The organism is Pseudomonas sp. S1(2024) (genome assembly GCF_046557535.1).
On sequence record NZ_JBKGFP010000066.1, the window covers coordinates 25,719 to 41,063 of the forward strand.

Here is a 15,345-nt window from a genome sequence, read left to right on the forward strand (position 1 = left end):
AGCCAACCCTCACAAGCCGGCCTGCGTGGTCGGCCCCAGCTTGGGCGACTTCTGCAACAACCCTCGTGGCAACTGGAAACCTTTGAAAGGCTCTTGGGTTATAGGGTTGAAGGCTTTCTGCGCGTTAAGCCTGTAGCGCATCACGCCATCGCCGGTCCTGAAGCTCAGGTCCACGCTGGTCGCCGTGCGCCCATTGAGCGAGCCACGGCTGAGCAAGCGGAACATCGACCAGGGGCCACGGTACTCAAGGCTGCTGCTGTTCCCGTTCTGCCGGAGCAAGGTCAGGTTACTGCGCACCTGCTGCCCCAAGGTATTGGGCCAGACGATACCGGTGATCTGGCTCGGGCCATGGGTGTAGGGAATCAATTGGCCGTCCAGGTCCAGCAAGCTTGTACGCTGGTTGGCACTCAGGCCCAACGGCTCGATGCTGAACTGCACACTCAGGTTGCCGCGCTGATCAAAGAAGGTCTCGCGGATACGATCTGCCTGCTCCAGCTGTTCGAGCACATCACTGCGGATCAGCGACTGCCCCTGCTGGCCGGCCTGCAGGGCTTCGAGGTTATCCCTCAGGAAGACCTTCAGGTATTGATCATGGAACTGCTGCAGCCGCCCCTTCGGCCCGAAGAAGGCCTCAAAGTCGTCCAGCGAGGCGTCGGGAGCTTTCACGACGAAGGGGTAGCGCCCTGCCAGACGCTGCTGGAAGAAGCTGTACACCTCGGCGTCCCAGCGTCGTTCCAACTCGCGCAGGGCTTCGACATTCAGCACTTGTGCTGTTTGATCGGCCATTTTTCTGACCTGGTGGTTGATCGGTTCCGGTAAGCCGGTGGCCACCCGCTGCAGGGTGCCGATGGGGTCTTGCCCTGTCATCGAGAATCGCTGATGCACGGCCTGCAGCGCGGCCTTGCCTCGGTCGGGGCTGTCCTGCACCGCCTTGGCGTAGTCGTGCACGGCTGCGATGGCAGCAAGAGTCTCGTCGTAGTAGCTGGGTTTCTCACCGGTTGCCTGCAACATGGCACTCAGCCCGGCAAAGGCCCGCTGAATGGCCCAGGCCTGTTGTTGATCAGGCCTGCCACTTGTCGGCTGCAACGCTTCGACCTCCCCGGCTGCCTCAGCGACAACGGCTGATGAAAGCGAAGTGTTGTCCCTCACTGTGTCCAACAACCGATGCAGGGGCGCTGCTGGCCCGGTCAACTGCTGCAGGATCGCTACGCCATGATCCAGGTCGTGGAAGTCAGCCACCGAAAAGGCATTCAAGGCACGACGCCAACTGTCAATGAAATCGGCGCTGTACAGGTTACGTAGCCGCTCGCCCAGTGCCTCCCGGTCGGCATCCGAGTAATCGAGCTGGCCACGCTCTCCAAGTGCCCACTGGTCGATCATGGCCATATCTGCAAACCTTTGACTACGTGGTTCGAAGTACTCTTTGAAGCCCTTGGCGGTGAGCATCGGCGCTATCAGGACACCATCGCCCTGCCTGAAGCCAGGAGACGACTGATACACCACATCGAACGCTGGCCCCACCTGATGACGCAGGTCCAGGCCGGCATTCAACTGCTCTCCAGCCTGCTGTTTCAGGCTCGCGTACACCCGCTCTGGCAAAGGTACCTTGCGCAGGACCTGCTGCACCTCTGCAATACGCTGGCGATACTGCGGCAGATCGGTATCGGCATAGGCCAAGGCATACTGCAGGTGCCGCATGAGGTCGCCTTGCAATTGCCCCTGCCCGGGGAACTTCTGTTGCCACTGGCGCGCCATCCAGTCCTCGACCCATTCGGGGCGGCGGCTCTGGCGGTCCTCCAGCATTCGATAAACCCGAAGCGCAGCCATCTGCTGTTCACTGCCCGGCGGCGCAGCGTCCATGGCATCGATCACACCGCTGGCCAAGGCTGGCAGGAAGCGCCTGGAGAGCAAGCTCAGGTAGGCCTCATCGACGCGAGGGCCAATGGCGCGCCCCTGATACAAGCCTAGGTCGGAAACACCCGGCCACGCGGCACGATAGTCGCCAAACACCGACACGGCATCGCGTATCTGGTCCAGCGGTTCCAGCAGGTTGCGTCCGGTGGGGTCCAGACGCTGGTCCACTTCGTGATGACTGTACTCTCTGCTCTTGGCGAGCACGTTGGCGGCCTTGGCGCCATTGATGTCAAAGTAGCGTTGCCAACTGGCGATGGCGACACTGAAGGCCAGCACGCCTACTGCAGACCCCACCCAGAGCAACCGACGTTTGCTGCGCGCTACCTTGATGTTGTCCCCGGCAAGGCCGGCCTCCTGGTAGATGACTCGCCGGAAGGCGTGCTGAATGAAGTAGACCAGCGCCTGCCCCTGCGCCTTGCCTTCACGCAGTGGAAACTCGGTCTTGTACGGCTGTGCCGCCTCACGCACGAACGCATTGAGCATGTCGCCCTGCTGCAAGACCGACGACCAGTACACGCCACGTACCAATGCAGGCGTGGTGAAGCGGTCACTTGCGAGGGTTTCTTTCAGGAAGGCCAACAGTATCGGACGCAGCCCGATCAACTGGGCATGCAACGAGAACAAGCGAACTCGCGACGGCGCACCGGCCAATACATCGAGCCGGTCCACTACCTGTTCAAACAATTGCCTTATCAACCGATCGTAATGATCGCCATATTCATCCAGCCAGGCATCGAACGTGCCGACCGCATCCAGTTTGAAGGTGAAGCCCAGCATGTTTTCCCGCATGGCGGCAGGAAGCCCAGCGTACAGCTGGTCGAAACCGTCCAGCAGATCGAATTTGGCCAGTACCACATACAGCGGCAGGCGCGAGCCCGACTGACTGCTCACTTCATACAACCGCGTGCGTAGCACATGCGCCAAGGCGACACGTTGCTCAGGCGTGCCATGCAGTAGCGCAGGCAGGTCAACGACCAACAGCAAGCCATTTAGTGCTCTCTGGCTTCGGTTACGTACCAGCCAGCCCAGCATGTGTTCCCACAACCTGGCCGAGGTGGCGGGTGGTGCTTTCGACGTGTCTGACTCCTCGGCTGATGAACCTGCCAACGATTCCTGACGGACGAAAGCGCCCGGCGGGTCGATGATCACCGCATCGTTACTGACCCACCAGCCTATCGGATAAGCCAGCACCTGCGCTTGCCTGCCTCGCGCTTGTGCCTTGTCGATGCGGGTCAGGGAAAAACTCTGTTCGGTACGGTCGATGAAGCTGGTCTTGCCGGCCTGTTGGTCGCCCACCACCAGATACCACGGCAGTCGGTACAAGGCACGCCTGCCACCCGCATTGTCCAGATAGCGTGCCAGCCCTTGGTCCAAGGCTTTTTCCTGTGCCTGGACGAAAGGCAACACGTTGTCCAGTTCAGCGTCCACCGCCTGCTTGCGTTCGGCCTGCAAACGGCGAAAACGCCTGCGCAGCACCACAAGCCAGCAGAGTAGCGGCACCAACACCAGCGCCAGGCTGGCCAAACCGCGATGCGCCACGCTAGCCAGCGGCTGCTGCCCGCGCCAGACCCATTGCGGGCCGAGCCACCAGATTGCAACCAGCATCAATGCGGCACCCAGCCCGAGCAGCAGCGGCATGGCCAGGCCAATACGGGCCACCAGGGGCAAGCCCCAACGTTTAAGATGCTTCCACAGTTGATTCATCCTGACTCCCGTTCCTTGTTCCAATCAGCCCTTGATGGACCGTGCACGCGTACTGCTGAAGGTGTTGAAACACCGCAGGCTCCCAGGCGCTGGCGGTGGTTTCCTGCATCGTTCGGGCAACGCCTGCGCACAAGTCCTGGGCCAGCCAGGACACGCCCCGAGCAGCCAGCAGATCAGCCGCGATCACCGTGGTATGGCAGCGCTCACGCAGGCTGCGGAAGTCCGCCTGCATGCCCTGCAGCCTGAGCAACACCGCTTCCACGCCGCTGGTTTCCAGTTGGCAGGCCAGCTCCTCTCGCAACGTGGCGAATTCCTGAGAGGCTGCGTCCGAATCGGATTGCCCTTGTGCCCCCCTGAGCCACGCCAGACATTGGTCATCGACAAATACCTTGCCGTCGCTGAAGCACAACTGCTGCAGCGCGGGCATGCGCTGCACGAACCGCGCGGTTGCAGCGCGAATGGCCTCAGCCACCTCGCCCATCGCCAGCCGCGTGGCAGCGCTCGCTGCCAGAAAGCTGCCGCGAATCCAGTAGGGGCAAGCCGTCACGCTCTTTTCGATCCGCTGCAGCAGGGCCGCGTCGATTGCAGTAGCGGCAATGGCATCTTCATAGTCCCCGGCAATGTCCTGCGGCACCGCCATCAGCTCCGTGCGGTTGCCCTGCCTGGTTTGAGGCGGCGTCTGGATGTGCGCCCACAAGCCGAACCGACGCAACTGGTAGCCAGCAGGATCGTAAGGGTCCTGTTGATTGATCAGCTCGGCCATGGTCAGCATGGCCCTTCGTGATTCGCGCTCGTTGCCCAACGACACACGGGGCGTCGGCGTGGCAATGACCTCGGCCAGTGGCGCAGACTTGAAGGCGTTTGCAGGGGGCTTGTCCGTGGTGGGCTCGGCAAGGCCGTTTGAAAGCTCCGTGTGCTTGCGTAGCAGGCGCTCCAGTTCGCCAAGGGCCGCTTCATCGAGCTGCGCTGCTTCCCGCTGCTGTTGCAGGCGTTGCAGCGCGCCCTGAGCCGCCGCGGCGTGCGCGGGGCTGAACGTGAAGCGGTCCAGGCGCGGCAACGCCACGAGCAAACGGTTAATCATCAGGCCAACCAGCTTGCGCTTGCCGAGGAACCCTTTGGGGCCCGGTTTCGGGTATGCGCTTTCCCAATAGGCTTCGACCATGCCGGCCAGCAGTGCGACGGTAAAACCCCAGCGCTCCCAGCATTGGCTGCGCAGCCAAGCGACACCCAGGTGCGCGACGATGCGCAGGTGCTTGCACTCCTGGCCCAGGTACTGGCGGGACGCTTCTTCGATATAGGCCCAGTCGATGGAAGGCTCCTGCAGCCCACCCAGCTTGACCATTTCCTGGTCAATGGCCTGGTAGGTTTCGTTCTCCACATCGAACAGACCGGCAGGGTTCTGCGCGTCGATGGGGGCAAGCAACCGGGCAATTTCCTGTGCGGTGACCTCTGCTACCAGCGACATGCCTTGCGCGCCTCATCGATAAGTGGGTCCAGCCCCTGAGCGTCGAAAACCAGCCCATCAACGGCTGGGTTGTCGCTCTCGACCTGAATGCGATGGGCCCCGATCAGTGGCTTGATCTGCTCGATGCCCGGCAAGCCCCTGCCAGCGTCAAGCACCTGGCCGTTCTCCGTCACCTGCCAGGGTGTAGCGAGGGTGGAGCCACGCTCCCCCTGCAATCGCACCCTCACCCGGCCGGCATCGATGGGTTGTGCGGTAACCAGTTGCAACCTGGAAATGTTCTGCACACAACTGATCACCAGGTAGGGGTGCGGTGCGACCGAAGCGATTGCGGGCGCCGAGATCATCAGCCCGTCATCCCCTTTTTCGAGGCGAAACGTCAGCTCCTCCGGCGACCGCCCCGCCTCATGGGTCATCACACGACGCAGCGTGGGCGAATCCTGCTCCGGCGCGGACCATTGCAGTTTCGTCACATGTGCCGGGGTGCCAGCGGCCTGGTCGAAACAAGCCAAGCGCTCGACGTTGGAGACGATCTGCGGGCAGTCCCTGGTCTGGCTTGCCAAACTTGGCGCCAGGGAGAGCAACATCGAAAGGCCAACGCCATATGCATAGCGAAGAATCATATTGGCTTTACTCACTCGTAAAATATCGCAACAGTGCCACCCGACTGGCCAGTCACGATTTAATAGCAGTCATCCACACAACTACCGAATAGTGGAGCACCGAAACGAAACAAAGGCTAGTACAGAAAAAATCATATTCACAACCAAATATTTCCTTACACTTTCACGCTCGACGCACAATATTTTTTCGGTGCATGGTTTTTTACACGCACATAGCGAGACTCCAATTACGTTTAAATTTAAACATAACTTTGTAGGACGATTCCTACATATATCCAAACTTCACGAAGGCTGACATCCATGAATAAAAGCTCAGGCTCCGTTGCACCCAAAGAACGCATAAACATCAAGTACGTACCGGCCACCGACGGCGAACAAGCCGAGGTAGAGCTGCCGCACAAGATGTTGGTACTAGGCGATTTCGGCCTGGATGATGCGCGCGCGCTGGAAGACCGTTCGATCATGCGAATCGACAAACACAGTTTCAACAATGTGTTGAACGACGCCGATGTCAGCCTCGCCATGTCCGTGCCATCCATGCTCAGCACTGCCCCCGACGCAGAGCTGGCTGTCAACCTGCAGTTCAAGTCCATCAACGATTTCGGGCCAGACAGCATCGCCCGCCAGGTACCGGAGCTGAACAAGCTGCTGGAGCTTCGCGAGGCATTGGTCGCGCTGAAAGGCCCACTGGGCAACGTGCCCACGTTCCGCAAGCAACTGCAGCACCTGCTGAATAACGAACAGGCACGCAAACAACTGGCTGAAGAACTTGACCTGGTGCTCGAGGCGCCAAAAGAAGACTGAGACAACGGAGCGTCCCCATGCCAAAGCAAAACAGCACGACCGTCGCGGTTGAAACAACAACCGAACCACTGAGCAACGCCACCCTGCTCGACCAGATCATGGCAGAAACCAAGTTGGCACCTACTCAAGAGGGCTATCAAGTCGCTCGCCAGGGTGTATCTGCTTTTATCGCCGAAATCCTTAAAAGCCATGACCCTGATCAACTCATCAACAAACATCGCGTCGACCAGATGATCGCTGAACTGGATCGGGTGCTCAGCAAACAGATGGATGCCATCCTGCATCAAACCGAGTTTCAGCAACTTGAATCCGCGTGGCGCAGCCTCAAACTTTTGGTCGACCGAACCGACTTCCGCGAGAACATCAAGCTTGAAGTCTTGCATGTCAGCAAAGATGACTTGCTCGATGACTTCGAGAATGCCGCCGACATCACTTGCAGCGGCATATACAAGCATGTTTACACCGCAGGTTATGGCCAATTTGGTGGTGAACCCGTTGCTGCGATGGTTGGCAACTACAGCTTCGGCCCCTCTTCTCCCGATATAAAACTGCTGAGTTACATGGCCTCGGTCGGTGCCATGGCACACGCACCTTTTCTCGCGGCGCCCTCTCCTGAGTTCTTCAATCTGAGCAGCTTTGAAGAGCTGCCCAATCTGAAGGAGATCAAGGACATTTTCGCCGGCCCCCGGCATGCCAAGTGGCGTGCGTTCCGCGAAAGCGAGGATGCCCGTCATACCGGGCTGACCGGGCCGCGATTCATGCTCCGCTCTGCCTATCACCCGCAAGAAAACCCGGTCCAGAGCTTCACCTACGACGAGGACATCGCCGGGCGGCACGACAACTATCTGTGGGGCAACTCCGCCTTCCTGCTGGCCAGCTGCATCAATGACAGTTTTGCCCGCTACCGCTGGTGCCCGAACATCATCGGCCCGCAGTCGGGTGGTGCCGTCGAGGACCTGCCGGTGCACCTGTACGAGTCACTGGGTCAGCTGCAGGCCAAGATTCCGACCGAAGTCCTGATCTCCGACCGCAAGGAGTTCGAGCTGGCCGAAGAGGGCTTCATCGCCCTGACCATGCGCAAGGACAGCGACAACGCCGCGTTCTTCTCGGCCAACTCGGTACAGAAACCGAAGAACTTCCCCAAGACCCCGGAAGGCCTGCAAGCGCAAACCAACTACAAGCTCGGCACCCAGCTGCCCTACCTGTTCATCGTCAACCGGCTGGCCCACTACATCAAGGTGCTGCAGCGCGAACAGATCGGTAGCTGGAAAGAGCGCAAGGACCTTGAGTCCGAACTGAACAAATGGATCAGGCAGTACGTCGCCGACCAGGAGAGCCCGCTATCGAGCGGAACGAGCTGCTGGTCAGCTACGGCTATACCGACAGTGGGCAGTTGCAAGAAGTTCTGGATGCAACGGGCCAGGTGGTGCGTAACTTCGGTTATACCGAAGAGGGCTATCTGAAGCGTCACCAACTGGCCAGCGGCGCCGTCCGCGAGTACGAATGGGCACGCTACACCATTCCTGAAAAACGTCCTACACCAAGACGGGCGGACGGAACACCCTATCGCCTGCCGCCTTTGCTTGAGCCGCAACCTGACCACGAATGGCGGGTGGTTCGTCACTGGGGTAGCGATGGGGAGGAGTACAAGTTCGAGTACAACCTCGAAGAAGGCGAAACCCTCGTAACAGACGGACTGGGACGTATAGACCGCTATTTCTGGGGCCCGCTGTACGACGTTTACAAGCATGTCGATGCACTTGGGAACTGCTGGCAAGCAGAGATCGTCGCCGGCCAGTTGGTCAAACGAACTGATCCGCAGGGCGGCGAGTGGGGATACAGCTATGACGATATCGGGCGTCTGATCGAGACACGTGACCCGCTTGGGCGAAGCGAACGCATAAGCTATCTGCGCCACTGGGCTTTGCCCGTTCAGGTCACAGACGGAGCAGGACGTACCCGGCGCTACGGCTACGATGCTCATGGCAATTTGCTGTGGGAGCAGGACCCACTGGGCCGGAGCACACAGTATCAATACAACCCGGAAGGACGTGTTACCCGCGTAACCGATGCCCTCGAAAAGACCAAGCACCTGGGTTGGAACACCCGTGGCCAGTTGCTCAGCTATCGCGACTGCAGCAACAACCAGACGCTGTACCACTACGACTTGCATGGCCGCCTGAGCGAAAGCATCAATGCCCGCGGAGAGCAGACCCACTTCCGCTATGACGCTCGCGGCTATCTCATAGAAAGCGAACGACCCGATGGTCGTATCGACCGCTACGAAGTTGATACCGCCGGCCAGCTGACGCGCTACATCGATCCCGCGCAAAAGATCTTGCAGTTTCGCTATGACCGCAGCGGCCGCCTGGTAAAACGCACCGATGCCATGGGGTACAGCGTGAAGTTTCGCTACGACGCCTATGGTCGCCTGCTGCAACTCACCAACGAGAATGAAGAGTCCTACACGTTTGGCTGGGACAAACTTGACCGCCTGGTGGCACAACAAGATCTGGATGGAAGTGGCCGGATATACGAGTACGACACACTCGACGGTGTCACCAGCCTAACCCATGTCCCCTCTTCATACGAACAGCCACCCCTCTCCGGCAACGCCCCGCCGACACGGGCCACTTCGATTCGCCATGATTTCCAACGTGATGCCGTTGGCCGTCTGCTGAGCAAACGCACCGAGGATGGCATCACCGACTACAGCTACGACACCGCCGACAACCTGTTGTCCATCACGTTCACGGACAACCAGGGTGAGCAACAGCAGCTTGATTACACCTATGACGCGAACGGGCAGTTGCTCAGCGAAACCAACAGTGCCGGGCTGCTGCAATACCGCTATGACGAACTGGGCAATCTGCAGACGTTGACACTGCCTGACCAGCGTCAACTGAACTACCTGCACTACGGCAGTGGGCACCTTCATCAGATCAACCTGAACGGCCGGGTCATCAGTGACTTCGAGCGCGATGCGGTGCACGACGAAGTATTGCGCACCCAGGGAAGCCTGATCACACGTACCCGCTATGACCAGAGCGGGCGACTGAGCAGCAAGGCCATTCACTATCGCGATGCTTCGGTTGAAGTGCTGCCGTTGCTGGAGAAGAGTTACCGCTATGACAACAGAGACAACCTGATTGCTGAGGTATTGACCCAGACCCAACGTAGTAGCTTTGGCGACATTGCAGCTGATGACATCGCGCATCTTGAGCAGATTATTGGCCATTTTCATCGTTCACCTAACACAGGCAAGAGCTACACCGGTAACAACCGTTATGGCTACGACCCGAACGAGCAGCTACAGAGTACTCACCAGTCTCGCCCCAACTGGCGAGCGACACAGGTTGAGGATTTCAAGTACGACAAGGCTGGCAACCCTGATAGTCACTGCGCCAGAGTGTATGGCCCTGTTCATCCGTCAACTGCTCGGGCAACTCGGCCAAGTTGGTGTGGAAATACTGTATGTCTTCCTGACCCGGTTTCCCGTCTATGCGTACCAACGGCCCATAGCCGTACAAACTCGCATGGACAAAAAGGCTGGGCAGCCCGCTTTGCACCTCCTGCAGTAACCGCAACCCCTGCCAGTGAAACAGCGTATGGCGTACCGGCTCGGCTTCGCCGTGCCTGTACACCGCCTTGCTGATCCGCCGCCCCAGAGGGTCGTAGCCGAACACAATGCGTTCGGTCTCCCCGTATCGCGCTTGCTCCACGCATACCAACCGCTGCTCGGCGTCATACTCGAAGCGCTGCACTAGATGGCTGCCGATTCGTTTTTCACACATACGCCCAAATCGGTCATAGCGGTAGCGCTTGTCCTGATAGACCAGCACACGGTTGTGCTTGATCAGGCCGTGGAGCTTCGGTCCGTCGAATAGGTTTCCGTCGATGCCGGGGAATTCTGCAAAGTTTCAGCGTTCGGGGCGGTGATTGGGTTATTTGGGATTTCGTACAAAGCCTGGAAAGGCCCGAATGCCCATGGATCCTGATGGATCTGACTGAAACGAAAAAAGACGCCGAAGCGTCTTTTTTCAATGATTTACAGACTTCCAAAGAACCCTGTAAATCTATATTTGGAGCGGGAAACGAGACTCGAACTCGCGACCCCGACCTTGGCAAGGTCGTGCTCTACCAACTGAGCTATTCCCGCGTCGTGATGGGTGCCATTCTAGCGATTTCTAAAACAGCGTCAACCCCTTGATTCAAAAAAACTTTTATTTCTGCTCAGAGCCTTCGCGCAGGTGCGGCCAGGCGGCCAGCAGGTAGTGCACCATCGACCACAGGGTCAGCCCCGCCGCCACCAGCAGCAGCGCGTAACCGAGGATTACCCAAAAGGTCACCGCCGGCGGGTTGCCCAGCAGGATCACCAGCGCCAGCATCTGTGCCGCGGTTTTCCACTTGCCGAGGTTGGACACCGCCACATGCGCCCGCGCGCCCAGCTCGGCCATCCACTCGCGCAGCGCCGAAACCACGATCTCGCGGCCGATGATCACCGCGGCCGGCAGGGTCAGCCAGAAGTTGGCGTGGGTCTGCACCAGCAGCACCAGGGCCACCGCCACCATCAGCTTGTCGGCCACAGGGTCGAGGAAGGCACCGAACGGCGTGCTCTGCTGCAGGCGGCGCGCCAGGTAGCCGTCCAGCCAGTCGGTGGCGGCGGCAACGGCGAACACGCTGCTGGCGGCCATGTAGCTCCAGTGATAGGGCACATAGAACAGCAGGATGAAGATCGGGATGAGCAGGACGCGTAGAACGGTGAGCAGGTTTGGAATATTCATCGGTACGACTGGCCGCAAGTTGAGCCCGCATTCTACTCGCTATGCAGGCTGGCATAAATCGACTCGGCAAGCTTTTTACTGATGCCGGGTGCTTTGGCGATTTCATCGACACTGGCGCGGTTGAGCTCCTGCAGGCCGCCGAAATGTTTCAGCAGGTCGCGCCGGCGCTTGGGCCCTACCCCGGCCACATCCTCCAGGCTGGACACCCGGCGGGCCTTGCCGCGGCGGGCGCGGTGGCCGGTGATGGCGAAACGGTGGGCCTCGTCGCGAATCTGCTGGATCAGGTGCAAGGCCGGTGAGTCGCCCTTGAGGGTGAACTCATGGTGCACGTCGTTCAGGTACAGGGTTTCGAAACCGGCCTTGCGCGTCACGCCCTTGGCCACGCCAAGCAGGGTCAGGTCGCTGAAGCCCAGCTCCTGCATCACGTCACGGGCCATGTTCAGCTGGCCCTTGCCGCCGTCCACCAGCAGCACGTCAGGCAGCTTGCCCTCGCCGTCCTTGATGCGCCCGTAGCGGCGGGTCAGGGCCTGGTGCATGGCGGCGTAGTCGTCACCAGCGGTGACGCCTTCGATGTTGAAGCGGCGGTAGTCGGACTTGAGCGGGCCTTCGGGGCCGAACACCACGCAGCTGGCCACGGTGGCTTCGCCGCTGGAATGGCTGATGTCGTAGCACTCCAGGCGCTGCGGCACCTCGTCCAGGCCCAGCACCTCGGCCAAGGCCTCGAAACGTGCGGCCATGTGCTGGCGGTTGGCCAGGCGGGCATTGAGCGCCTGCTCGGCGTTGGTCACCGCCAGCTGCTGCCAGCGGGCGCGGGTACCGCGTACCCGGTGGCTGATGGTCAGCTCGCGGCCACGCAGGGTCTGCAGGGCTTCGCTGATGGCTGCGAAGTCTTCGTGCACCACGTTGACGATCAGTTCGCCCGGCAGTTCGCGCTCGGCATTGCCCAGGTAGTACTGGGAAAGGAACGCGGCCATCACTTCGGCCACCTCCTCCTCGATGCCTACCTGCGGGAAGAAGTTCTTGCTGCCCAGCACCCGCCCGCCACGCACGCTGATCAGGTGCACGCAGGCGCCACCGGGGTTGACGAAGGCGGCGATAACGTCAACGTCGCCGCTGCCGCCTTCGATGTACTGCTGGTCCTGGACGCGGCGCAGCAAGGCGATCTGGTCGCGCAACTCGGCGGCCTTCTCGAAATTGAGGGCCATGGCGGCCTTCTCCATCTCGGCATTGAGCTCGTTGCCCAGTTGCTGGCTACGCCCTTCGAGGAACATCACCGAGTGGCGCACATCCTCGGCATATTCCTCGGCGGTCACCAGGCCCGTGCAGGGCCCTTTGCAGCGTTTGATCTGATACTGCAGGCATGGCCGGGTGCGGTTGGCGTAGTAGCTGTCTTCGCACTGGCGCACCGAAAAGGCCTTTTGCAGCAGGCTGAGGCTTTCGCGAATGGCGCCGGCGCTGGGGTACGGGCCAAAGTAGCGGCCCTTGGCCTTCTTCGCCCCACGGTGAATGCCCAGCCGCGGAAACTCGCCGTCGGAAAGGAACACGTAGGGGTAGGATTTGTCATCGCGCAGCAGGATGTTGTACGGCGGCCGCCACTCCTTGATCAGGTTCTGCTCCAGCAGCAGCGCCTCGGTTTCGTTGGCGGTGATGGTGGTTTCGACCTGGGCGATGCGGGCCACCAGCGCGGCGGTCTTGGGCGCCAGGCCGGTCTTGCGGAAATAGCTGGCCAGGCGCTTCTTGAGGTTCTTGGCCTTGCCCACGTAAAGCAGCCGGGCTTCGCCGTCGAACATCCGGTAGACGCCCGGGCGACCACTGCAGGTAGCCAGGAATGCGCTGGCATCGAAAACTTGGGACATGAGGTTTTACAGGCTTGCGTCGACCATACCGTGGCGAACGGCCAGCAAGGTCAGTTCGACGTCGCTGGTGACCGAGAGTTTTTCAAAGATCCGATAACGGTAAGTATTGACGGTCTTGGGCGAGAGGCACAACTTGTCGGAGATGATCTGCACTTTCTGGCAGCCGACTATCATCAGGGCAATCTGGATTTCCCGTTCCGACAAGGCATCGAACGGCGAGCCCTGTGGCTGGAATGGTTTCAGCGCCATCTGCTGGGCAATCTGGGGGCTGATGTAGCGCTGGCCGGCGAAGGCCAGGCGGATGGCCTGGACCATTTCGTCAAGGCCGGCGCCCTTGGTCAGGTAGCCAGCAGCGCCGGCCTGCAGCAGGCGCGTGGGGAACGGGTCTTCCTCGCACACGGTCACGGCAACCACCTTGATGTCCGGGTGGCTGCGCAGCAGCTTGCGGGTGGCCTCCAGGCCGCCGATGCCGGGCATTTTCACATCCATCAGCACCACATCCGGCTTCAGTTCACGGGCCAGCCTGAGCGCCGACTCGCCCGAATCGCCCTCACCCACCACCTGCAGGCCATCGATGTCGGCCAGCATGCGTGTAATACCGGTTCGTACCAGATCGTGATCGTCGACCACTAAGACCCTAATCAAGCACACACCTCGTCAGCAGGGCGATTGGATCCCGCCACCTTAACAAAATTTTTCACGGCGGACCTAACGCATTCCTTCTGTAAGAAACGCCTGACGTTCAACCGTAAGCGGCCTCACTGTCTGCCGGGATTTGTCGTTGTTGGTCAAACGCCGCAACAAGTGCCAGAGTGCCGCCTGATCGTCGAACGACAACTGCCGGAAAGCCCCCAGCAAACCGGACTCATCGGCGCTCAGCCCCTCGAGCGGTGCCGGGGTGCGGATACCGCTGAGCACATAGAGTGCATCCACGCCCCGGGTTGCCAATGCCGCCAGGTAATCGAGCCGCGGCGAGCGTTCACCACTCTCGTATTTGCCCTGGGCATTGGGTTCGACACCGCCGATATCGCCAAACACGCGCTGGGTCATCCCCAGACGTTCTCGCTCTTCCCGCAGCCGCGGACCGATTCCATTCATGGGGGGCTCCTTATCCCTGATCACACTCATGTACGGCCTACCCACCTGCAGGCGGCCGTGAACGCCTGAGGTCACTATGCCGATGCTCACCAGTCGCGACAAGCCATCATTGAGCTATTAGTCGATCGTGCGCTGCATGCGCACAAAGCATTCGTCCTCACCCATTTCGACGAAGCCGTGGCGCTGGTAGAGCACACGCGCCGGGTTGCTGCGAAACACCATCAGCCGCAGCAGCGGCAGGTGCCGCTGGCGGGCCCACAGTGCCAACTGCTCCAGCACCCAGCTGCCGACCCCACGCCCTCGGTGCTCGGGTAGCAGGTGCAACTCGCGGATGAACAGCGCCTGGCGGTCCTGGCTGAGGCTGCAGAAGCCGAGTACGGCGTCGCCTTCGGTCACCAGCCACTGCTCGCGCCAGCCCCAGGCTTCGTCGAAGGCTTCCTCTAGCCACAGCAGGTCATATTCGCGGTAGTACGGCAGCATGGCGCGGCGCGTGAGGTCGCGGGCGAAGGTGCGGTGGGTGTCGTTGGCGGGGGTCAGTTTCAGTGACATCACATTTCATACTCTTCGGTTTGCCAGGCCCGGCCTCATCGCCGGCAAGCCAGCTCCCACAGGTACGGCGATAGCCTTGAAGGCAGCACCGTACCTGTGGGAGCTGGCTTTCCGGCGATGGGGCCAACACAACTAATATCAATCATGGGGCATAGCACACGGGCGAACTACCGGGCCCACGGCGATCCAGTTCGTCCTCCAGCCATTCAGCCAACACCCGGGCATTGTTGTGCTCGGTATCCTTGCCCGCATAAAGCAATGTCAGCGTGCCCTTTCCGGCCAGGTCCAGCAGCGGGTACCAGTGCTCGGGGTGGGCCGCCAGCTCTTGCTGGTAACGCTTGGTGAAGCCGGCGAAATCCACTTCACCCTGGTGAAACGCCTTGCGCAACTCATCCGAGGGTGCAACTTCGCGCAACCACTGCGCGTGCAGGTCTTCCTTGCGCTTGTTACGCGGCCAAAGGCGATCGACCAGCACGCGCTGGCCGTCGTCTTGCTCAACCGCATCGTAGACACGCTTGCAGCGAATCATGGGTTTCTCCTGCCACTACCGT

11 protein-coding genes and 1 tRNA gene are annotated in these 15,345 nt (G+C 60.4%); 2 read left to right on the forward strand and 10 right to left on the reverse strand.

Annotation, left to right across the window (positions count from 1 at the left end; genetic code table 11):
• Positions 1–9: 9 nt before the first annotated feature.
• From tssM to vasI, 3 genes are read right to left on the reverse strand one after another with little or no spacing between them, the layout of a single operon-like run.
• Positions 10–3,618, reverse strand: coding sequence for a type VI secretion system membrane subunit TssM (tssM, locus tag ACLCGK_RS18010; protein WP_410952587.1), 3,609 nt, complete (start codon positions 3,616–3,618; stop codon positions 10–12).
• Positions 3,593–5,083: a TssA family type VI secretion system protein gene (gene tssA / locus ACLCGK_RS18015; protein ID WP_410952588.1), complete on the reverse strand. Its 1,491-nt coding sequence runs from the start codon at positions 5,081–5,083 to the stop codon at positions 3,593–3,595. Before tssA ends, tssM begins: the two co-directional genes overlap by 26 nt.
• On the reverse strand, positions 5,071–5,643 hold the full coding sequence (gene vasI, locus ACLCGK_RS18020; RefSeq protein ID WP_410952589.1) for a type VI secretion system-associated protein VasI: 573 nt from the start codon (positions 5,641–5,643) through the stop codon (positions 5,071–5,073). The genes tssA and vasI overlap by 13 nt, the downstream gene beginning before the upstream one ends.
• A gap of 360 nt (positions 5,644–6,003) precedes the next feature.
• Here vasI and tssB point away from each other — a divergent pair, with 360 nt between their 5' ends.
• Together tssB and tssC are read left to right on the forward strand one after the other, a co-directional pair.
• On the forward strand, positions 6,004–6,507 hold the full coding sequence (gene tssB, locus ACLCGK_RS18025) for a type VI secretion system contractile sheath small subunit (protein ID WP_003258364.1): 504 nt from the start codon (positions 6,004–6,006) through the stop codon (positions 6,505–6,507).
• A 17-nt stretch (positions 6,508–6,524) separates the two neighbouring features.
• Positions 6,525–7,970, forward strand: a complete 1,446-nt coding sequence (gene tssC / locus ACLCGK_RS18030) for a type VI secretion system contractile sheath large subunit (RefSeq protein WP_410952590.1) — start codon at positions 6,525–6,527, stop codon at positions 7,968–7,970.
• 2,620 nt (positions 7,971–10,590) lie between these two features.
• Here tssC and ACLCGK_RS18035 read toward each other — a convergent pair.
• The 7 genes from ACLCGK_RS18035 to ACLCGK_RS18065 all read right to left on the reverse strand — a co-directional run bounded on the left by ACLCGK_RS18035 (position 10,591) and on the right by ACLCGK_RS18065 (position 15,323).
• A tRNA-Gly gene (locus tag ACLCGK_RS18035) sits at positions 10,591–10,666 on the reverse strand.
• 64 nt (positions 10,667–10,730) lie between these two features.
• The gene (pgsA, locus tag ACLCGK_RS18040; protein ID WP_025339908.1) at positions 10,731–11,291 is read right to left on the reverse strand and encodes a CDP-diacylglycerol--glycerol-3-phosphate 3-phosphatidyltransferase; all 561 of its coding nucleotides are present in this window, start codon (positions 11,289–11,291) and stop codon (positions 10,731–10,733) included.
• Positions 11,292–11,323: 32 nt separating this feature from the next.
• Positions 11,324–13,147 carry an excinuclease ABC subunit UvrC gene (gene uvrC, locus ACLCGK_RS18045; RefSeq protein ID WP_013973365.1) on the reverse strand — a complete coding sequence of 608 codons (1,824 nt, stop codon included), beginning with the start codon at positions 13,145–13,147 and terminating at the stop codon, positions 11,324–11,326.
• Positions 13,148–13,153: 6 nt separating this feature from the next.
• Positions 13,154–13,792 (reverse strand): UvrY/SirA/GacA family response regulator transcription factor, encoded by a 639-nt coding sequence (gene uvrY, locus ACLCGK_RS18050; RefSeq protein ID WP_015271036.1) that lies wholly within the window; start codon positions 13,790–13,792, stop codon positions 13,154–13,156.
• Positions 13,793–13,855: 63 nt separating this feature from the next.
• Positions 13,856–14,245 (reverse strand): helix-turn-helix domain-containing protein, encoded by a 390-nt coding sequence (locus ACLCGK_RS18055; RefSeq protein WP_410952591.1) that lies wholly within the window; start codon positions 14,243–14,245, stop codon positions 13,856–13,858.
• Positions 14,246–14,362: 117 nt separating this feature from the next.
• On the reverse strand, positions 14,363–14,794 hold the full coding sequence (locus ACLCGK_RS18060; RefSeq protein WP_075045798.1) for a GNAT family N-acetyltransferase: 432 nt from the start codon (positions 14,792–14,794) through the stop codon (positions 14,363–14,365).
• Positions 14,795–14,936: 142 nt separating this feature from the next.
• Positions 14,937–15,323: a DUF488 domain-containing protein gene (locus tag ACLCGK_RS18065; RefSeq protein ID WP_410952592.1), complete on the reverse strand. Its 387-nt coding sequence runs from the start codon at positions 15,321–15,323 to the stop codon at positions 14,937–14,939.
• Between the last annotated feature and the right edge of the window lie 22 nt (positions 15,324–15,345).